The following is a 20,024-nucleotide window of genomic DNA, read 5'->3' on the forward strand; positions in this document are numbered from 1 at the left end:
CCGTGGCCGCCAGGCGTACGGTTCCCAGCCCGGACAGCGCGCTTGCCTGGTCACGCCACCGCCGGGCTGGCTCGTCGACGCGCCCTCGGACAGCGCGGAGCTCATCGCCGAACGCCACAACGAACCATGGTTCGCGCAGTTCGAGGCCGCGCTGGCCGAGGAGGCGAACAGCACAACGATGGCGCAGCGGCGCGCGCTCCATTCCGGACTCGCCCCGATGACGTGGGCCCGCTGGGACGCGCGCGCCCAAGCCCACGAACAGCTCGGCGCGTGGAATCTTGAGGCGCTGGAAGCGTTTTTCGCCGTGCCGCTGGAAGCCGATCTGCTGCCCGCGCTGCGCGCCCTGACGAGCCCGGTCCTGGTGGTGGCAGGTGGTTCGGACGCGTTGTTGGGACTCAAGCCGGTCGTGGCCGTGGCTGACCTCTTCCTGCGCGGCAGGGCCATCGTGCTGGACTCAGGGCACTACCCCTGGGTCGAGCAACCCGAGGCCTTCCTTGACGAACTCGGCGCGCTCTTCACCCCGAACCCCATCACGCCAACAGATCGGCCACAGCAGCGATCCCGCTCTCGATCGCCCGCTCGCTGACATTGCCGAATCCCAACACCAGCCGGGGCGGTGCGGGCTCGACCGCAGCGCGGTAATCCCCCAGCGGATACAAGCCGACCCGCCGCTCGCGGGCAGCCGCGGCCACGGCCCGCTCGTCCGCGTGCTCCGGAAGGTGGGCGACGGCGTGGAAGCCCGCCGCCAGACCGGTTAGCTTGACGTGCGGCGCGTGCCGCTCCAGCGCGGCGATCAGCGCCGTGCGGCGGCCGGCGTAGACCGTGCGCATCCGCCGCAGGTGGCGGTCGTAGCGCCCGGATTCCAGCAAGGCCGCCAGCGCCAACTGGTTCAAGGTGGACGAGCCCCGGTCGCTGATGTGCTTCTGCTCCGCGACCGCCTCGGTCTGCGCGGACGGTGTCAGCACCCAGCCGAGCCGCACCGCCGGCGCCAGGGCCTTGCTCACCGTGCCGAGCGTGAAGACGCGGTCGGGGGCGAGCCCTTGCAGGACGCCGATGGGCTCGCGGTCGTAGCGGAACTCCGAGTCGTAGTCGTCCTCGACGATGAAGGCGTCGTTGCGGACGGCCCAGTCGACCAGAGCCTGGCGCCGCCGGGGCGCGAGCACGACGCCGGTCGGCGACTGGTGCGCCGGCGTGACGAGCACGGCCTGCGCGTCGGTGGCCGCCAGCGCCGCCACGTCGATGCCGAGGTCGTCGACCGGCACGTGCACGGTCCGCAGGCCCGACTCGGCGACGGCCCGCACGGTTTCGCTGTTCTCGACATTTCCGTACCCGGGATCTTCGAATGCGACACAGCGAACACCGGCCTGAACCAATGCCCGCGCCACGAGATTGACGCCCTGCGCGAATCCGGTGGTGACGATCAACTGCTCGGGGACAGCCGCCGCCGCGCGCACTCTGCTGGAATAGCCGGCGAGTACTTGGCGGAGTTTGATATGTCCGCGCGGGTCTCCATAATTCAGATCGGCATTCGCGATACCGCCGCACACTTCACGGACCGCCCAGACCCAGTCGTTGCGCGGAAAACTCGCCAGATCGGGTACTCCCGCACGCAGATCCGCGAGGAGCTGCGAGGGCGCCGGAGGCGGCGCGGGCTCCGGCGGCGCAGCCGGGAAAGCACGTTCCGCGACTCTGGTGGCCGAGCCCGTCCGGCTGGTCAGATAGCCCTCCGAGAGGAGCTGGTTGTAGCAGTTCTGCACGAGCCCGCGGGACACCCCCAGCTCGCGGGCCAGTTCCCGCGACGACGGCAGGCGTTCTCCGCCGGGCAGCCGATTGCTGCGGATCGCCTCGCGCAAGGCGGTCTCCAGTTGCGACCGCAGCGGCTGTCCGCTGTCCCGATCCAACCGGACCAAGATTTCCGGGCTCAAACCGGACCACTGGATTGCCACAAGATTGGACCTTACCACCGCGGTAACTCGCGCTCTACCGTAAGAAATATGAGCACGCAGCTGAGCACGGCACCCGACCGGAATACAGATGTGAATGCGCTCCAGCCTCGGATCATGAGCCGACCCCTGGTTCTTGTTTTCCTGTCCCAGTTCTGCACATTGTCGAGCTTCTTTTTGCTGCTCTCAGTAACTCCGTTGTTTGCCACAGCCGCCGGCGCCGGGAGTGCCGGGGCGGGACTCGTCAACGGCGCGCTGCTGGCAGGGACCGTTGCGGCGGAACTCGTTTCCTCCGCGGTGATGAGGCATTGTGCGAACCGGACTGTGCTTGCCGTCGGAGCCGTGCTCATGGGACTCCCGACGCTCGCTCTGCACTCCGGCAGCGCCCTGGGCGTCATCATCGCTGTCAGCTCTGTTCGCGGCTTCGGGTTCGGCCTGAGCACGGTCGTCGCGGGCGCGATGGCGGCGGAGCTGGTGCCGCCGGAGCGGCGCGGCGAAGGGTTCGGGCTCTTCGGAATGGTGGCCACGGTGCCGGCTGTCGTGGCGCTGCCGTTGGGGCTCTGGTTCGCCGGACATGTCGGCAGTTCCGTGGTGATCGTGGCCACGGCCGTCACCGGATTCGTTCCGCTGGCAGTGTTTCCGTGGCTGTCCGACGCGACCGGGTTGCGGCAGCGGCGGCAGCGGCGGCAACAACAGCGATCGACGTCTTCAGGCCCGAGACGACGTACCGGCTCCGGACAGCAGACCCTGTCGGACATCCTTCGCCAGCGGACGCAGCTGCGGCTGGGACTCATCTTCGCTGCCAGCACGATCGGTGCCGGCGTCGTCGTCTCCTTCCTTCCGCTCGCGGCCGGGATCTCCAAGAATCTGGCCGCCGCGGGCCTGCTCGCGCAGGCTCTGACGGCTGCCGTCGGCCGCTGGTGGGCCGGGCGTTCCGGTGACCGGAAAGGACATGCCCGGCTTCTGGCCCCGGCACTCGCGATCTCCTCGTCGGCGATGGCCGCGCTGCTCTGGCCCGCGTCTCCGATAGCGGTGATCGCCGGCATGAGCGCGTTCGGCGCCGGCTTCGGGATCATCCAGAACGCGACGTTCGCGCTCCTGATCGAGGGCGCGCCGGCCGGCGACGCCGGCGCTGCGAGCGCGCTGTGGAATCTGGCCTATGACGTCGGATACGGAGCCGGGCCGGCCGTGTTCGGACTCGTCGTCAGCCACACGGGATACCCCGCAGCGTTCGTCATGACCGGCGCGCTGATGCTCGCGGCCGTTCCGGCGGCCGGGTCCCGCTTGCGTCACATTCGCTGAAACGGATACAAGCTCTGGATGCGACGGAAAACCGAGAGCCGCCTCGACAAGCGCATCGCCGCGGCGAAGGCGGCTTCGAAGGCCACAGAGGCGACTTCGACGACGGCTTCGACGACGGCTTCGAAGGCCACTTCGAAGTCGCTGAAGCCTGCGGAGACCGCGACGCCTGCCACGTCGACCAAAGCCGCCAAAGCCCCTAAGGCAGCCATCGCCGCGAAATCCGCCGCGCAGGACTCCGGCCAGACCGCGCGGAGGTCCGTGCGGTACTGGTTGGACGTGGCCAAGCGCACCGCGCTGGAGTGCCGCGACGACGAGCTGCTGGACCGGGCCGCCGCGCTGACGTACTACGGCTTCCTGGCGGTGTTCCCGACGCTGCTGCTCGCCATCTCCATCCTCGGCCTCCTCGGCACCTCGGAGGTCAACTCGGTCCTGAACAACGTCCAGAAGCTCGCCCCGGGCTCGGTGCGCAACGTCCTGCGCACCGCCATCCAGCAGGTGCGGGCCGGCAGCGGCGCGGGCGGGACGCTGGCCCTGGCCGGTATCGCCGGCGCCATGTGGTCGGCGTCGGGCTACGTGGGGGCCTTCATCCGCGCGTCGACCGTGATCTACGGCGGCGTCCGCGAGAAGCGGCCGATCTGGAAGGTCCTGCCGCTGCGAATAGGTCTCACGATGCTGATGATGCTGGCCTCCATGATCAGCGTGGTCATCGTGGTGTTCACCGGCCCGCTGGCCGGGAAGACCGCCAACATCTTCGGCCTGAGCCACACCGCCGTGACGGTGTGGTCGATCCTGAAGTGGCCGGTCCTGGTGCTCCTGGTGGCCGGCATGATCGTGCTGCTGTTCTGGGCCGCCCCGGACGCGCACAGCGGCGGCTTCCGCTGGATCTCGCCAGGCAGCACGCTGGCGGTGGTGCTGTGGCTGATCCTGTCCAGCGGCTTCGCCACGTACATCGCGAACTTCGCCTCGTACAACAAGACCTACGGCACCGTCGCCGGCGTCATCGTGTTCCTGCTGTGGTTGTGGCTGTCGAACCTGGCCATCCTGCTCGGGCTGGAGTTCAACGCCGAGTTGGCACGGGGGCAGAGTCGCGAGCCGGCGGTCGGGAGCGACGCGTCCTGACGCACTCAGCGGCACTCACCCCGACCTCGGCCACACCGCGCCCAACACCCGCTCCGGCCAGTCGTCCGGAATCCCGTCGACCGTGACGTACCGCGCGTAGAACGCCCCGATCAGCATGCTGGTAAGCACATCAAGATCGGCCGACTCCCCGAGCTCCCCCGCCGCCAGCGCTCCGCGCAGCAGCTCCCGTCGCGGCTCGACGATGCGCGTCTTGAACAGCTCCAGCAGCTCCGGGTGCCGTGCCTCCTCCGCCAGCAGTGAGCCGAGGATGGCCATCGCCGGCATGGCGCGCAGGTTGCTGTGGAAGTTCTGCAGGATCGCCAGGGCATGATCCCGGGGCGTCGGCGCCTCCGTCGGCGGTTCCTCGACGCGCAGCGAGCCGATCACCACCGCGACCAGGTGCGCCTTGTTCCGGAAGCGGCGGCGGAGGCTGGGGACCGTGGTGCCCGCGGCGGCCGCCACCGCCTCCAGCGACATGCGGGCGTAGCCGAGTTCGCCGAGCTGGTCGGCCGCGGCCGTCAGGATCGCCTGGTCCAGGGCCGGGTTGCGGGGGCGACCGGCTTTCGCCTGCGGAGAGCTCATTATATTCCGATATGCTACCGCAACGTTATATCTCGGCGCGTGTCACGCCACGAACGGCGCAGGCCCGATGGCGGATCGCGGCTCGGTGACCGACCGTGGTCGGGACCGCGACGAAGCACCGCAGAGAGGACCCACGACATGCCCGGGAAGTTCGAGATCTACAAGGACAAGGCCGGGAAGTTCCGCTTCCGCCTCAAGGCCGGCAACGGCGAGATCATCGCCGTCGGCGAGGCGTACGAGTCGAAGGCCAGCGCGCTGCACGGCATCGAGTCGATCCGCTCCAACGCCGAGGCCGCCGCGCTGGTCGACCTGACCGACAGCATGGCGAAGCCCGGCATGGAGGCTGGGAAGCCCAGCATGAGCGCAGGTCAGAGCGGCATGAGCCCGAAGCCGTAAGCAGCGGCGGGCTTAAGCCCTTGCTACGTACACACGTTTGAGTGAAGCCCGCCCGGAGCCGATCACCAGGCTCCAGGCGGGCTTCAGCGCGTCTGTCTACCTCAGTCCCACCTCAGTCGTGAATGAGGTCGAACGACTCCCACGGCCCGATCGCCGTGCGGTTGGCGATCAACGGCGACGCGCCGGCGTTGTCCGCCGTCACGATGTCGTTGTTGGCGTGTGACCGGAAACTGACGCTCCCGTCGGAGTTGTTGATCAGATCGAACTCCTCCCACGGCCCGATGGCCGTCCGGTTCGCGATCAGCGGCGACGCCCCCGCGTTGTCCGCCGTCACGATGTCCCCGTTGGCGTGAGCACGAAGGCTGACACTCCCGTCAGCGTTGTTGATGAGATCGAACGTCTCCCACGTCCCCACGGCCGTCCGGTTGGCGATCAACGGCGACGCCCCGGCGTTGTCCGCCGTCACGATGTCCCCGTTCGCGTGCGCCCGAAGGCTGATCGCCGATCCGCCGCTCCCGGCCCCCGACGCCGCCAGCGCGAACACGTGGATCGCCGGAGTCCCCGCGCTCAGTCCCCCGCCGCCGGGCAGCGTCACCGAAGCCACCGACTTCCCGGCGGTCAGCGTCACCGGCACGGAGAAGATGTTGCCGGACCCGCTGTACGTCGTGTTCCCCTGCCGGTTCTGGTAGGCCGAACTCACCGCCAGCGCACCACCGCTCGGCGGCGTCGTGGAGAACCAGTCCGACACCGTCAGGCTGTAACTCTGGGTACTGCCATCCGTGTACGTGATCGTCCCGGATCCGGTCGCCGGACCGTAGTCGGCGGAGACCAGGAAGCCCAGCGTGCCCGACCCCGACAGGGAAATGGTCTGACCCTCAGCGACCGTGTTGTCATTGGCCCCGGCCGCCACGTTCGGGACCGTGAACGTCACCCCTGACGACGCCACCGAATCCCCCGGCCCGGCACCGGCATTGGTCAGCGCGGTCTCGGAGAAGCTGGCCCCGTTGCCGTCGAAGTTCCCGGCCGCCGTGTTGTTGTCCGCCGTGATCCCGACGTTGTTGAACGAAGCGGCCAGGTTCGGGAACGACACAGCCGGGTCCAGACCGATCTGCACCTTGCCCAGGTGCCGCGCCGCGGTCGCCTTCGTCCCGGTCACCTGAGCGAACGGCAGCGACGTGGTCAGCGCCGAAGGCCGCTCGACCAGGTACGTCGAACCGGCCGTCACCGGCACGCTCAGCGTCCCGTTCGTGGTCGCCGCGACCACGACGGCCCCGCTCGACCCGTTCACCACCTCGGCCTGCTGGCCCGGCCAGGGATTGCGCACGGTCATCGTCTGCGTGCTGCCGGCCTGGATCGCGGCCGTGGCCAGCGTCCCGCCCTCGACCTGCACGTCGACCTTCGTCCCGCCCTGCACCGCGACCGTCCCGGACGCGTCCCAGCCCGCAGGCCAGGCCGGAGCGAACCGCAGCGTCCCGTCGTAGTCCTGCACCAGCGCCTCGTCGACGGCCGTGGCCACCGTCGAGGACTGCTCGATGTACGGCTCGTCGCCGGTGTTGCCGTTGAACAGGTTCGCCATACCGCTGATGTAGGCCTGATACCCCTGCGTCACCGCGTTCAGGTCCGAGGCGACCTCGCTGCCCAGCCCGAGCCGCGCCGCCTGCACCGCGTCGAAGTTCCAGTCCGGGTTCGTCTTGTTGACCCGGTCGGTGTACGTGCGCTGCGCCAACGCCGTCAGGTTGTCGCCGTTGACGACCGTGTTGTCGCCGATCAGACCGTACGGCCAGACCGGCTCCAGCCCGATGTTCTCGCCGTTCTGCGGCTTGGCCGACGGCTGGTAGGAGTCGGCGATGATGTCGGTACCCTGCGCGTCGACGTTCGCCGCGGCGGACGCCGACGTCGGCTGCGGGTTCAGCAGCTGGGTCTTGCCCGAGTCGGTGCGGGCGTACGGCTCGATCTGCCCGAGCGCGGTGTTCAGCTGCGAGACCAGCGACGGGTCGGAGTTCAGCTGTGTGGCGGCCTTCACCGTCGCGGAGAACAGCGCCTGGCTGGCGGCGATGTCGGTCGTCGGGTCCGTGACGGCCCACTGCGTCTCGTGCGCGTTGGCGGTGGCGTGCAGGAAGTTGTCCGAGCCGACGCTCTGGTAGTTGAGCAGGAACGTCGCGGTCTGCTTCAGGATCGGGTAGTACTTCTGCAGGAACGCCGCGTTACCAGTGTCCTGATACTGCTGCCAGACCCAGAGCGCGATCTCCGCGCCGCTGGTCAGCGTCAGCGCGTTGTAGCTCGGGCTGGACGCCTGCGCGCAGGAGGCGTTCTGCGTGTTGTTGCCGCCGTTGTAGAAGCCGTTTCCGTTGAACCGCATGGTCTCCGGCACGCAGGCCCCGGGCTTGCCACCCATCTGCGCGCTCGTCCAGGACTCGATGTTCGGCAGATCATTGAGATACATGTCGAAGATCGGCGTGTTGAGCGCGAAGTTGCCGGAGCTGAGGTTCGCCGCGATCTGTCCCCGCAGGTTCCACAGCCAGTACCCGGCCGGGTACCAGTCCTGTTTGTCCTGCGAGAAGTTGAACAGGTCCGCGACGCCGGCCTGGCTGCCGGGATAGGTGCCGGCATGCATCGTCGCGGCCTCGAAGTAGAGGTACAGCGTGCGCAGGTTCTCCATGTACTGCGCCGTGCCGTCCGAGGAGTTCATCTCGATCAGACCGCTGTTGGCCCAGTAGTTGTTCCACCACGACGACTGTGTGGCGAGCAGCGAGGAAGTACTGGCCGAGGCGTCGCCGCCGATGACGGTGTTCGCGGTACTCGTCGGATCACCGCCGGTCCACTGCGGTGAGGCGACGACGATGCGGTACGACCCGTCGGAGTTGGGATTGAAACTCACCTGCACCTGCGTGGAGTTCACCACCGACGCGGACACGTTCTGCCCGCCGGCGGTGACCGCGGCCATCGCGCCGAAGGTCTGCCCGGAGCTCCCGGTCTGCGAGTTGTCGACCCACGTCTGCGCGAGGCTGCCGACCGCACCGGAGGCGGCCGTGGACGGCGTCCGTCCGCTCCAAAGGCTCAGCGTGGCGGTCTGCCGCGCGCCGGGATTGGCGCCGGTCACGTTGACGACCAGCTCGTCCTTGCCCGCGGGCACCCACGCCTGGAGCGTCATCCCGCCCCCGGACTCGTTCAGCACCCCGTTGTAGAGGTCGAGCGATCCGGTGAAGTTCGAGGCGGAGGTCATCGCGGTGAGCCCGGGGATGTTCACCTGCCCCGGCGACAGCCGGTTCGGCATGGTGTCGCTGCGGTTGAGCTGCGCGGTGAACCCGTTCGCGGCCCACTCGGCGACCCCGAGCGAGCCGTTCCCCAGCGGCAGCGACTGCGTCGCGGCGTTGTTGGGCTGCCCCAGCGCGACGTCGGACCGCGAGACGACCCCGCCGGTGTTCAGCTGGAACGCGCCGTTCTGCCACGCGGTGGTGGTCGTGGCCGCGAGGGCCGGTGGGGCCAGCCCGCCCGCGATGACAGATGGCACGGCGATCATCACGGCCGCGGCAACGATGGACAAGCGAGTACGGGGATTTCGACTGGACACGAGCGCTCCCTGGATGCGGCGCGTGAAGACGCCGTCACGTCGAAGACATCGGAGGTGTTGTAGCGCACGATCGGGACGGCGTCTAGGTATCAGGGGTGTTGCGCAACTTCTTACGGCATGTCGCGACAGTTTTTTCGGTGACAGATCCAGGGGTTGCCCAGCCGCCCTGCGGCGACGGCGCGCGAGGGCCGCCGTGAGCACGCACTAGATCCATACTTAGTCTTTACTCTTGAGGTTATTGCCATGAGAACCCTGATGTTGTTTTAGTGTTACGCATAAGTCAAGCCTCCCGCACAGGCGTTCCGCCGCCGATTGTCTGGTTGCCGGCGCCCGGGCCCAGTCATCGGATGTATCCATCATGAGATTCAAGGCTCTGTCCTTCCTGGCAGCCTGCACGACAGCTGCGACAGCCTGGCTCGGCACCGCCTCCGCCGCCCCTGCCACCACCCCCGCCCAAGCCGCGGCCGCGCCGAGCCCGATGTGGGCCACCCAGCTCCAGTTCGACAACAACGGGACGGCCTGGTCCCAGGCCAGCTTCGCGGCGTTGAAGGCGAAAGGCCTGACCACGGCGGAGATCGACATGCCATGGGGCACGGTCGAGCCGTCGCAGGGCAGCTTCAGCTTCACCGAGCTCGATCAGGAACTCGCGAACGCGGCGGCCGGCGGAATCAAGCTCATACCCATCTTCTGGTACTCCGGCTGGGGCGGCAGTCCCGCGCCCTGGGTCACCGGCCGAGAGGTCGACAGCACCGGCGCGAGCAGCCCGGCGCCGGTCTGGTGGGACCCGGTCAACCAGCCCGCCTACTTCGACTACGTCACGAAGACGGTCGCGCACATCGCCGGGAACGCCGGCTACGGCGGCAGCATCCTCGACTACGGCTTCCTCGACGCGCAGTGGGACATCAACGGCGGCGCCTCGGGCTGGGCTCAAGCCGACATCGACGAGTTCCACAACGCCTACCTGCCGAACACCTACGGCACCATCGCGGCGTTCAACACCAAATATCAGACCTCTTACGCGTCCTTCAGCGCCGTCCCGGCCGCAGCGATCGGCCAATCACTGTGGGGCGTCTACCAAGCCTTCCGGGCCTGGAGCGTGCAGGACACCTACGGCCGGCTCACCGCCGCGGTCCGTGCCGTCACCGCCTCGACACCGCTCTACTACTACTTCGGCGGGCACTTCGGGAACGCCGTCAACTACGCGAACATCCCCGACATCTTCTTCACCCTGGCCAAGCAGTACTCGGCCACGGTGATCGTGGACGCCGCGCAGTCCCCCGGCCTGACGCTGACCTTCGGCAGCCTGGCCCGCGCCTACGGAGTCCCGCTGGCGCAGGAGTGGACGGCGCCGAGCGACAGCACACAGCTCGCCGCGCAGGCGGTGCAGTGGCTGTCCAACTACGGGATGGGCCTGCCGGAAGGCGGCGGCGAGGACTTCTTCATCCACGACGGCACGCAGAAGGACGTCGTCGGCTGGCCGATCTACACCTCCTGGCTGCCGACACTGCCGACCATCACCGGCTCCTATCCGCAGCAGCCGGTGGCCGTCTACATGGACTTCTCCCAGGCCTACGGCAACACCTCCGGCGGCGCCGTGGGCAGCATGGAGGACGCGATCACGAACCTCTGGAACGGCTACCAGGCCGGGTTCGCGGTCGTCACCAGCCAGGAGGTCGACAACGGGACCGTGAAGCTGTCGTCCTACAAGGCGGTTCTGCCGATGAACGGCACGGACGCGAACCTGAGCGCCTACCAGTCCGCGGGCGGAACGGTGCTGAGCAACGGATCGCAGCTCGCCTCGTACGCCCCGGCCTACGCGTCCCTCGCCAACAGCGGCGTGCTGCAAGTCGTACCGGACGTCGCCACGAACGGCACCAGCGCGACGGTGACGCTCGCGGACATCACCTCCGGCACCGCCTACAACGCCGCAGTGACCTTCAGCATCGCAGGCCTCGGTATGACGCCCGGGAGCTACCACGTCGTCGATGTCAGCGGGAACGTGGTACCGCAGGCCGCCGTCAGCGGCGGGATCTGCACGGCCCCGAGCGTCCAGGCCGCGCAGCTCGTGCAGTGGAACATCGTGGCCGGGACAGCTCCCGCCGGAACCCCGGTTCCCTCGGCCTGCGGCGGCAGCGGCGGCACTCCGGTGATCAGCCTGCGGGCGCACGCGAACAACGACATCGTCACGGCGGACAACGCCGGCGCGGCGCCGCTGATCGCCAACCGCACCGCGATCGGCACCTGGGAGCAGTTCGACCTGATCTCCAACTCCGACGGGAGCGTCAGCTTCCGCGCGCACGCCAACGGCGACATCGTCACCGCCGAGAACGCCGGCGCGGCGTCGCTGATCGCGAACCGCACCGCGATCGGGCCGTGGGAGGAGTTCGACCTCATCCACAACTCCGACGGCAGCGTCAGCTTCCGCGCTCACGCCAACGGCGACGTCGTCACCGCCGAGAACGCCGGCTCCAGCCCGCTGATCGCCAACCGCACCGCCATCGGGCCGTGGGAGGAGTTCGACCTCATCCACGACTGAGATCCGAACGCCCCCACAGCTACCAGCCCCGTCAGCACCGTCCTTTGTCCCCGCTCCAACCCCGCCACCGAGCCCGGAGTCGAGTCGATGAGACGTACCACCCCCCACCGCAAGCTGCTGGCCGCGGGATCGGCCCTCGTCCTGGTCTGCGCTATCGCAGCGTCCGCGACCAGCGTCGCGGCCGCCCCCGCGAAGAGTGCCGTCCCCACACCCGCGGCCAGCAGCACGCCGATCTACCTGAACACCAGCTATCCCTTCGAAGCCCGCGCCGCGGATCTGGTCTCGCGGATGACGCTGGCCGAGAAGGCAGCACAGCTGAACACGACCAGCGCCCCGGCGATCCCGCGCCTGGGCGTCCAGCAGTACACGTATCAAGCCGAGGCCCAGCACGGCATCAACTACCTCGGCGCCGACCAGAACAGCGGCAGCGTCGCCGGCAACCCGCCGGTCGCGACCAGCTTCCCGACTAACTTCGCGTCCTCGATGTCCTGGGATCCGGCGCTGGTCTACCAGGAGACGACAGCAATCTCGGACGAGGCGCGCGGCCTGGTGGACAAGTCGCTGTTCGGCACCGGCCAGAACAACCTCGGCCCCTCGGCGAGCGACTACGGCTCGCTGACGTTCTGGGCCCCGACCGTGAACCTGGACCGGGATCCGCGCTGGGGCCGCACGGACGAGGCGTTCGGTGAGGACCCGTACCTGGTCGGGCAGATGGCCGGGGCGTTCGTGAACGGCTTCCAGGGCAACTCCATGACCGGCCAGTCGCTGAACGGCTACCTCAAGGCCGCCGCGACCGCCAAGCACTACGCCCTGAACAACGTGGAGCAGGACCGGACGGGCATCTCCTCGAACGTCAGCGACACCGACCTGCGCGACTACTACACCAAGCAGTTCGCGTCCCTGATCGAGAACTCGCATGTCGCGGGTCTGATGACCTCCTACAACGCGATCAACGGCACGCCCTCGGTCGCCGACACCTACACGGCGAACCAGCTCGCGCAGCGCACGTACGGCTTCAACGGCTACGTCACCTCCGACTGCGGCGCCGTCGGCACCACCTACCGCAACTTCCCGGCCGGCCACGCGTGGGCCCCGCCGGGCTGGACCACGGACGACGGCGACACGAACGCGATCTGGACCAACACCTCCACCGGCGCGAAGATCTCCGGCGCGGCCGGCGGCGAGGCCTACTCGCTGCGCGCCGGCACGCAGGTCAACTGCGGCGGCGACGAGTTCTCTCTGCAGAACATCCAAGCTGCGATCAGCGCCGGGATCCTGTACGAGGGCGTCATCGACGCGGACCTGACGAAGCTGTTCACGATCCGCATGGAGACCGGCGAGTTCGACCCGGCGTCGCAGGTTCCTTACACCAGCATCACCAAGGCGCAGATCCAGAGCCCGGCGCACCAGGCACTGGCGACCACCGTCGCCGACAACTCACTGGTGCTGCTGAAGAACGGCAACGTCTCGGGGACGAACGCACCGCTGCTGCCGGCCACCGCGAGCAAGCTGAACAACGTCGTCATCCTCGGCGACATGGCGAACGCCGTGACCCTCGGCGACTACTCCGGGGCGCCGACCCTCCAGGTGACCGCGGTGCAGGGCCTGACGTCGGCGATCAAGGCGGCGAATCCGAACGCGAACATCCTGTTCGACGCGGCCGGCACCTCCAGCACCGCGACCGGCGCCGCGACGCTCAGCAGCGCGACGCAGACCGCGATCAAGAACGCGGACCTGGTCCTGCTGTTCGTCGGCACCAACCAGAACAACGCGCAGGAGGGCAACGACCGCACCACGCTGAACATGCCGGGCAACTACGACTCGCTGATCACCCAGACCACGGCGCTGGGCAACCCGAAGACCGCGCTGGTCATCCAGTCCGACGGCCCGGTGAAGATCAGCGACGTCCAGGGCAGCGTGCCTGCGATCCTGTTCAGCGGCTACAACGGCGAGAGCCAGGGCACCGCGCTGGCCGACGTGCTGCTCGGCAAGCAGAACCCGAGCGGGCACCTGAACTTCACCTGGTACGCCGACGACTCGCAGCTCCCTGCGATGAGCAACTACGGCCTGACCCCCGGCGACACCAGCGGTCTGGGCCGGACGTACCAGTACTTCACCGGCACACCGACGTACTCGTTCGGCTACGGCCTGAGCTACTCGAACTTCAGCTACTCCGCCGCGACCGTCGACAACGCCAGCCCGAACGCCGACGGCACGGTCAACGTCTCGTTCACGGTGACCAACTCCGGGAGCAGCGCGGGAGCGACCGTCGCGCAGTTGTACGCCGGGACTCAGTTCACGGTCTCCGGTGTGCAGCTGCCGAACAAGCGGCTCGTGGGCTTCCAGAAGACGAACGTCCTGAACCCCGGAGCGTCCCAGCAGATCACCATCCCGGTGAAGATCAGCGATCTGTCACTGTGGAACGCCACGACGATGAAGTCAGTGGTCTACGACGGCACGTACAGCCTCCAGGTCGGCGCCAGTTCCTCCGACATCCGCTCGACGGTGAACGTCGCGGTGTCCGGCGCGATCACACCGAAGGTGCAGTACGTGACCGTGCAGCCGGAGAGCGTCGTCTACGACGCCGGGTCGACCATCGACCTGACCGGCAAGAACCAGTGGATCAAGGACGACACCACCGGCGTCGGATCGCAGCCGCAGGGCCGGGACATGAGCGTGACCGCGGACAACGTGGTCGAGGCGGTGAACAACGACCAGTCGTTCGTGAACCTGGCCAACGCCTCGGTCAGCTACAGCAGCAGCGACCCGACGGTCGCCACCGTCACCAGCACCGGCCAGGTCCACGCGGTCGGCGACGGCACGGCGCTGATCAGCGTGACGGTCAACGGCGTCACCGGCACCGCGCCGTTCGTGGTGCGGCACACGCTGAAGCTCGCGGCGCCGGCGCTGGTCACGACCGGTGGGAGCGGCACGGCGACCACGACGTTCGTCAACGGGGGCACCGCCGCCGAGACGAACGTGGCCGTGGCGCTGAGCGTGCCGTCGGGCTGGAGCGCGCAGGCCACGACGCCGGCGACGTTCGCCAGCGTCGGCGGCGGGCAGTCGGTGCAGACGACGTGGAAGGTGACCGCGGCTTCCGGCGCGGCGGCCGGACCGTACGCGGTGTCGGCACAGGCCACGTTGAACGGCAGCGGTCCGTACAGCGACTCCGGCACGATGAACATCGCTTACGCCTCGCTGAACGCCGCCTTCAACAACATCGGCATCACCGAAGACGCGAACACGGCGAACGGCAACCTGGACGGCGGCGGGACGAGCTATTCGTCGCAGGCGCTGTCCGCAGCCGCCGGGATCACGCCGGGGGCGACGCTCACGCACGACGGCGCGACCATCAGCTGGCCGAACGCCGCGCCGGGGACGAACGACGACGTCGTGGCCTCCGGGCAGACGGTCCCGGTGTCCGGGTCGGGCACGACGCTGTCGGTGGTCGGCACGTCGACGTACGGGGCTTCCTCGGGGAGCGGGACCGTCATCTACACCGACGGGAGCACGCAGGACTACAGCCTGGGGTTCGCGGACTGGTGGTCCAAGACAGCGGCTCAGGGTACTGACACCATCGCCAGCCCGACGTACATCAACGGCACCGGCGGGAAGATCACGCAGGCGGTGAACCTGTACTACGCGGCGATTCCGTTGCAGGCGGGCAAGACGGTGCAGGCCGTGGTGCTGCCGAATGTCAGCTCGGGTGCGGCGCGGAGTTCGGTGTCGATGCACATCTTCTATGTGGGGGTGTCCGGCAATACGGCGAGTTCGGTGATCAGCCTGCGGGCCCATGCGAACAACGACATCGTGACGGCCGACAACGCCGGCGCGTCGCCGCTGATCGCGAACCGGACGGCGGTCGGGCCGTGGGAGTCCTTCGATCTGATCCACAACGCGGATGGGAGCGTCAGCTTCCGGTCGCACGCCAACAACGACATCGTGACGGCGGACAACGCCGGGGCGTCGCCGCTGATCGCCAACCGCACGGCCATCGGACCGTGGGAGGAGTTCGACCTGATCAAGAACTCCGATGGCAGCGTCAGCTTCCGGTCCCATGCCAACAACGACATCGTGACCGCTGACAACGCCGGGGCATCGCCGCTGATCGCCAACCGCACGGCCATCGGACCGTGGGAGGAGTTCGACCTCATCACCGACTGAGCCAGGGTCCGTACCATTCCGGGGCTCGTGGGGTCTGCGCTGCGCAGACCCCACGAGCCTTCGACTTTGCGGCCGTAATATACGAGACAACAGGAACTAGCCGAGGAGAGCATCGTCGCCACGCCGCCGAATCTGCGAGAAGAGGGCCGCTTGCGGGTCCTCCAGGTCCTGCTCGCCAGCGCCACGACCAGTCGGCCCGAGCTGGTCCGGCTCACCGGGCTGTCCCGCGCGACGGTGTCCGTGCTGGTCGCGGACCTGATCGCGGCCGGGCTGGTGGTGGAGGAGAACGGCGGGAACGGCGGGAGCGGGGCCGTCGAGCCGGAGAACCGCTCGATGGGCCGTCCGGCGCTGCCGTTGGCGCTCAGCCGTTCCGTCGCGTACGCGATCGGCGCGGACATCGGGCACGCGCATGTGCGGGTCGCGCTGTGCGACGTGCACGGCACGCCGCTGTGGGAGACGGTCGAGGCCAAGGAGGTCGACCGCGCGCCGCACGAGACCCTCGACCTGGCCGCCGACCTGGTCCGCCGCGCGATGACCGAGTACGGCGTCCCGCGCGAGCGGGTCCTGGGCCTCGGCGCGGGCATCGCGGCCCCGGTGGACGCGGTCGGCGCGCTGTCGGCGGAGGGCATCATGCCCGGCTGGACCGGCATCCGCCCCGGCCCCGAACTCGAGCACCGCACCGGCCTGCCCACCGAGATCACGAACGACGCGAACGCCGGCGCCCTGGCCGAGCACATGTACGGTGCCGGCCGCGACAGCGCGGACATGGTCTACATCCGCCTGTCCGCCGGCATCGGCGCCGGCGTCATCTCCGACGGCCGCCTCCAACTCGGCGCCGGCGGCCTGGCCGGCGAGATCGGGCACCTGCCGGCCGTCCACGACGGCCTGGTCTGCCGCTGCGGCAACCGCGGCTGTCTGGAAACGATCGCGAGCCCGGTGGCCGTGGCCCGCCTGCTCCAGGACAGCTGGGGCGAACCGGTGGCCCCCGCCGACCTCCCGGCCCTGCTGGCGACCCGCACCCCGGGTACGGCACGCGTCGTGGAGGACACCGGCGAAGCGGTCGGCCGCGCCCTGGCATCCCTGGTGACACTGATGAACCCGCGCCTGATCGTGGTCGGCGGCGACCTCGCCACCATCGGCGAGCCGCTGTTCGAACCCATCCGCCGCGGCATCGCCCGCTACGCCCTGCCCTCAGCGGCGAGCCAGGTCACGGTCGTAGCCGGCCGCCTCGGCTCCGGCGCCGAAGCCCGCGGCGCGGCGGCCCGGGTACTGGCGCGGGCGCCGCAGACGCTGGCGGTGATGAGCGGGGCGGAAGCCGGAGACCTGGCGGTGTGAGGTCGGCGCGGTGTGAGGTCGGCGCAGTGTGAGGTCGGCGCGGGGTGAAGCACCGTCACCAGGCCACGACTCCGGCGTCGTCGAAGAATCCGCCGGTCGGTCCGTCGTCGGGCAGGGTCGCGAGGCGAATCGCGATCGCCGCGCCCTCGCGAGGCGTGCGGACCCCCTGGAAGCCGTTGAGGTCGGTGGCGGTGAAGCCGGGACAGCCGGAGTTGATCAGGATCTTGGTGCCGCTCAGTTCCTTGGCGTACTGGACCGTGACCGCGTTGAGGAAGGTCTTGGACGCCAGGTACGCGGCGGGAACCGGGCCCATGTCGAGGCCGGGCGTGGTCTGCAGGGTGAGCGAGCCGACGCTGCTGGACATGTTCACGATCCGCGGCGACGCCGAGGCGCGCAGCAGGGGCAGCATCGCGTTGGTGACGCGGATGACGCCGATCACGTTGGTCTCCACCACGCCCCGGACGGTCGCGGGGTCGACCGTGGTGGGCGTCTGCGGAAAGCCGCCGGTGATCGCGGCGTTGTTGACCAGGACGTCGAGCCCGCCGGCGTGGTCGGCGACCAGTTCGGCCGCCGCGGCCACGCTCGCGTCGTCCGCCACGTCGAGCGGGACGCCGAACGCGTCGGTCCCGGCCGCACGCAGCTTCTCCACCGCGGTGTCGCGGCGCTGTTGATCCCGCGCGCCGACGCCGACTCGCCAGCCGAGGGCGCCCAGGCCCGCCGCGATCTCGTATCCGATTCCCTTGTTCGCACCGGTCACCAGTGCGATCGTCTGTTCCCTCATGGCTTCGATCGTGGTGCGGACTCGGGTGGAGCGTCCAAGACCGACTCGGTGGCCGGCGATACCGCACGGATATCGGACGTGGTGAGCGCCGGATACGATGACGCGGTGGAGACGCGGGAGCTGCGATACTTCGTCGCCGTCGCGGAGGAGCTGCACTTCGGACGCGCGGCGCAGCGGCTCGCCATGGCGCAGCCGCCGCTGTCGCGGGCGATCCAGCAGCTCGAACGGCGGCTCGGAGTGGTTCTGCTGCACCGCACTGCCCGCGCGGTCACGTTGACCGAGGCCGGATCCGTACTCCTGCAGGAGGCCCGGGCCGCGCTCGACGCGGTCGACGCCGCCGAGCGCCGCACCCGTCGCGCCGCCGTCGGACCGCCCGGCGTGGTGCTGGCCACGAAAGCCGGAGCGTCCAGCGAACTGCTGGCGAAGCTGCTGGACGCCTACGCCGCCGAGCCCGGCGCGGTCGGCGTCGAGGTGGTGCTGTGCGGGCCGGGCGAGCAGGAACGGCTGCTGCGCGACGGACGTGCCGACGTCGCCCTGCTCCAGCGGCCCTACGACACGACGGCCGGCCTCGACACCGAGGACCTGCACAGCGAACAGCAGGTCGTGGTCCTGCCCGCGGGGCACCCCCTGGCGGACCGACCCCGAATGTCGCTAGCCGAAGTCAGGACCCTGACAGGCCTGCCCCTGCCGCGCTGGCCCCGACCGGGCGGCGGCTACCCGGACGGGCCCGGCCCGCAGGTCCGCGACCACACCCAGCTGTTCCAGCTGATCGCGCTCGGACGGGCCTGCGCGGTCGTGCCCGAGTCCCTCCGAGCCCACCTGCGCGACGATCACGCGACGGTACCGGTGCCGGACGCGCCGACCGTCACGACCGTCATCGCCTGGCCGCCGCACAGCAGGTCCAAGGCCGTCGCCGACCTGGTCCGCACCGCGACACGGCGCTAGCCGGACTACAGCTCGTCAAGCCAATCAACCACCGCCTGGATCTCGCTGTCGTCGACGAGCAGCGCGAAGTGCTCCCCCAACGAAGCGGGGTCCGGTCGTCCACCCAGCACGCCGTAGTAGAGCTCTGCGACCGAATCCGCCCCGTTGATCCTGCGAAGCTCGGCGATCAGCCGCCGCGTCTTGTCCGCCTTGACCCGCTCGTCGCCGAGCGCCTGCGAGATGCGGATCGGCACCCTGATCTGCTTGGCCGGGTCGAACCCGTCGACCTGCCTCCAGTAAGCGTTCCAAGCCTTCGCGCGCGGGCTGAGCGGGTCCAGCGTCGGCGAGCAGAAGATCCCGTTCTCCGGTTCGTCGGCGTCCAGCGGGGCGCGCTCCATCCAGAACGGGTCCAGGCTCAGCTCCCCGCGCGCCTTGGTGTCGAAGTCCTCGCGGTACTTGTCCAGCGCGTCGGGCTGGAAGATCTCGGCGGCGTCGATGTCCGGGTCGCCGCCGAAGACCCCGTTGCTGAACAGCGCGTAGAAGCCGCCCAGGTCGCCGACGGATTCCGGGTGCCGGTACGCGAGCAGCAGGCCGGGGTCGTCGAACGGGTTCAGCGTCCCCTTCAGGTTGGAGGCCGGCGCCAGCGCGGCGACGCCCACGAGCGTGCCCCGCACCGAGTAAGGATCCGTACTCCGGGTCGCCAGGTGCGCCGCGAACAGCGCGGCCTGGCCGCCCTGCGAGTGGCCGACGATCGCGCAGCGCTCCGACAGCGGCGGCCGGTCGGTCTGCACCGCCAGTTGCCGGGCCGCCTCGACGATGTCGAGCACGCCGCGTCCCTCCGACTCGCCGAGCAGGTAGGGATGGTTGCCGCGCGTTCCCAGCCCCTCGTAGTCGGTCATCGCCACGGCCCAGCCGGCGGCCATCAGCCCGCTGAGCAGCCGGTGCGGAGCCCGGTTGATCTTGCGGAGCAGGCCCAAACCCTCGTCGCCGGGCTCCGCGTCGACGTAGGCGTCCATGGACGGCGCGCACTTGTCGGCGCTCCCGACCGTGCCGTGCGCCCAGCTCACCACCGGCCATCCGCCGACCGGCGCGCGGCCGTCGGGGAAGGCGATCAGCCCCGAGACCGCGATCGGCTGCCCGAAGCGTGCCTTCGTCCCGCTCGTCGACTGGTACAGCACCCGGTACATCGCGCCCGCGCCGGCGACGAACGCGTACTCCCCCGGCTCGATCGGCTCGTACCGGATCAGGTCGCCGGCGCTGCCGGTGACGTCCTTCTCGGTCTCGATGTAGAACGCGATCTCGGGTTCACGCGGCACGAAATCGTTGGCCATGGCAGGTCCCCCTCCGGAGATCGGCAGCTCATCACAGAGC

Annotated in this window: 13 protein-coding genes and 1 pseudogene; 8 read left to right on the plus strand and 6 right to left on the minus strand. The window is 69.3% G+C overall.

All coding sequences use genetic code 11. From position 1 onward, the window contains the following. Nucleotides 1-178 precede the first annotated feature (178 nt). Nucleotides 179-586, plus strand: coding sequence for an alpha/beta fold hydrolase (locus tag ABH920_RS37750; protein ID WP_370354078.1), 408 nt, complete (start codon nucleotides 179-181; stop codon nucleotides 584-586). Here the strand turns inward: ABH920_RS37750 and ABH920_RS37755 are convergent. After that, entirely contained in the window at nucleotides 531-1,946 is a 1,416-nt protein-coding gene (locus ABH920_RS37755; protein WP_370354079.1) for a PLP-dependent aminotransferase family protein, read from the minus strand. The genes ABH920_RS37750 and ABH920_RS37755 overlap by 56 nt on opposite strands. Between ABH920_RS37755 and ABH920_RS37760 the strand changes: the two genes are divergently transcribed. Continuing rightward, nucleotides 1,866-3,245, plus strand: coding sequence for an MFS transporter (locus ABH920_RS37760; RefSeq protein ID WP_370354080.1), 1,380 nt, complete (start codon nucleotides 1,866-1,868; stop codon nucleotides 3,243-3,245). The two genes, ABH920_RS37755 and ABH920_RS37760, sit on opposite strands and share 81 nt — an antisense overlap. Here the strand turns inward: ABH920_RS37760 and ABH920_RS37765 are convergent. Continuing rightward, entirely contained in the window at nucleotides 3,233-3,529 is a 297-nt protein-coding gene (locus ABH920_RS37765; protein ID WP_370354081.1) for a hypothetical protein, read from the minus strand. The genes ABH920_RS37760 and ABH920_RS37765 overlap by 13 nt on opposite strands. On the opposite strand from ABH920_RS37765, the gene ABH920_RS37770 reads away from it, so the two are divergent. Then, a complete protein-coding gene (locus ABH920_RS37770) occupies nucleotides 3,522-4,364 on the plus strand; it encodes a YihY/virulence factor BrkB family protein (RefSeq protein ID WP_370354082.1) in 843 nt (280 codons plus the stop codon). The two genes, ABH920_RS37765 and ABH920_RS37770, sit on opposite strands and share 8 nt — an antisense overlap. A 15-nt stretch (nucleotides 4,365-4,379) precedes the next feature. Here ABH920_RS37770 and ABH920_RS37775 read toward each other — a convergent pair whose 3' ends face one another. Further along, a complete protein-coding gene (locus ABH920_RS37775) occupies nucleotides 4,380-4,946 on the minus strand; it encodes a TetR/AcrR family transcriptional regulator C-terminal ligand-binding domain-containing protein (RefSeq protein ID WP_370354084.1) in 567 nt (188 codons plus the stop codon). 138 nt (nucleotides 4,947-5,084) lie between these two features. On the opposite strand from ABH920_RS37775, the pseudogene ABH920_RS37780 reads away from it, so the two are divergent. Beyond that, a pseudogene (locus tag ABH920_RS37780) lies at nucleotides 5,085-5,258 on the plus strand (YegP family protein); the annotation flags it as partial. A gap of 196 nt (nucleotides 5,259-5,454) precedes the next feature. On the opposite strand, the gene ABH920_RS37785 reads toward ABH920_RS37780, so the two are convergent. Next, nucleotides 5,455-8,862 (minus strand): hypothetical protein, encoded by a 3,408-nt coding sequence (locus ABH920_RS37785; protein ID WP_370354171.1) that lies wholly within the window; start codon nucleotides 8,860-8,862, stop codon nucleotides 5,455-5,457. 409 nt (nucleotides 8,863-9,271) lie between these two features. Here ABH920_RS37785 and ABH920_RS37790 point away from each other — a divergent pair, with 409 nt between their 5' ends. The 3 genes from ABH920_RS37790 to ABH920_RS37800 all read left to right on the plus strand — a co-directional run bounded on the left by ABH920_RS37790 (nucleotide 9,272) and on the right by ABH920_RS37800 (nucleotide 16,948). Then, nucleotides 9,272-11,449 (plus strand): glycoside hydrolase family 42, encoded by a 2,178-nt coding sequence (locus tag ABH920_RS37790; RefSeq protein ID WP_370354085.1) that lies wholly within the window; start codon nucleotides 9,272-9,274, stop codon nucleotides 11,447-11,449. Nucleotides 11,450-11,536: 87 nt separating this feature from the next. After that, nucleotides 11,537-15,613, plus strand: a complete 4,077-nt coding sequence (locus tag ABH920_RS37795) for a glycoside hydrolase family 3 C-terminal domain-containing protein (RefSeq protein WP_370354086.1) — start codon at nucleotides 11,537-11,539, stop codon at nucleotides 15,611-15,613. Between the two features lie 150 nt (nucleotides 15,614-15,763). Further along, nucleotides 15,764-16,948, plus strand: a complete 1,185-nt coding sequence (locus tag ABH920_RS37800; protein WP_370354087.1) for an ROK family transcriptional regulator — start codon at nucleotides 15,764-15,766, stop codon at nucleotides 16,946-16,948. 55 nt (nucleotides 16,949-17,003) lie between these two features. Here the strand turns inward: ABH920_RS37800 and ABH920_RS37805 are convergent, their stop codons facing one another. Next, a complete protein-coding gene (locus ABH920_RS37805) occupies nucleotides 17,004-17,729 on the minus strand; it encodes an SDR family NAD(P)-dependent oxidoreductase (RefSeq protein ID WP_370354088.1) in 726 nt (241 codons plus the stop codon). A gap of 105 nt (nucleotides 17,730-17,834) precedes the next feature. Between ABH920_RS37805 and ABH920_RS37810 the strand changes: the two genes are divergently transcribed. After that, on the plus strand, nucleotides 17,835-18,674 hold the full coding sequence (locus ABH920_RS37810) for a LysR family transcriptional regulator (protein WP_370354089.1): 840 nt from the start codon (nucleotides 17,835-17,837) through the stop codon (nucleotides 18,672-18,674). Between the two features lie 5 nt (nucleotides 18,675-18,679). On the opposite strand, the gene ABH920_RS37815 is transcribed toward ABH920_RS37810, so the two are convergent. Then, nucleotides 18,680-19,984 carry an alpha/beta fold hydrolase gene (locus ABH920_RS37815; RefSeq protein WP_370354090.1) on the minus strand — a complete coding sequence of 435 codons (1,305 nt, stop codon included), beginning with the start codon at nucleotides 19,982-19,984 and terminating at the stop codon, nucleotides 18,680-18,682. Nucleotides 19,985-20,024: the final 40 nt, after the last annotated feature.

Origin of the sequence: Catenulispora sp. EB89 (assembly GCF_041261445.1) — a bacterium.
Taxonomy (GTDB): Bacteria; Actinomycetota; Actinomycetes; order Streptomycetales; family Catenulisporaceae; genus Catenulispora.

Excerpts from the sequence above, each read along its gene's own strand:
- ABH920_RS37795 (WP_370354086.1), top strand. The coding sequence starts at position 11,537 with ATGAGACGTACCACCCCCCACCGCAAGCTGCTGGCCGCGGGATCGGCC.
- ABH920_RS37790 (WP_370354085.1), top strand. The coding sequence starts at position 9,272 with ATGAGATTCAAGGCTCTGTCCTTCCTGGCAGCCTGCACGACAGCTGCG.
- ABH920_RS37805 (WP_370354088.1), bottom strand. The coding sequence starts at position 17,729 with ATGAGGGAACAGACGATCGCACTGGTGACCGGTGCGAACAAGGGAATC.
- ABH920_RS37785 (WP_370354171.1), bottom strand. The coding sequence starts at position 8,862 with ATGATCGCCGTGCCATCTGTCATCGCGGGCGGGCTGGCCCCACCGGCC.
- ABH920_RS37815 (WP_370354090.1), bottom strand. The coding sequence starts at position 19,984 with ATGGCCAACGATTTCGTGCCGCGTGAACCCGAGATCGCGTTCTACATC.
- ABH920_RS37775 (WP_370354084.1), bottom strand. The coding sequence starts at position 4,946 with ATGAGCTCTCCGCAGGCGAAAGCCGGTCGCCCCCGCAACCCGGCCCTG.
- ABH920_RS37750 (WP_370354078.1), top strand. The coding sequence starts at position 179 with ATGGCGCAGCGGCGCGCGCTCCATTCCGGACTCGCCCCGATGACGTGG.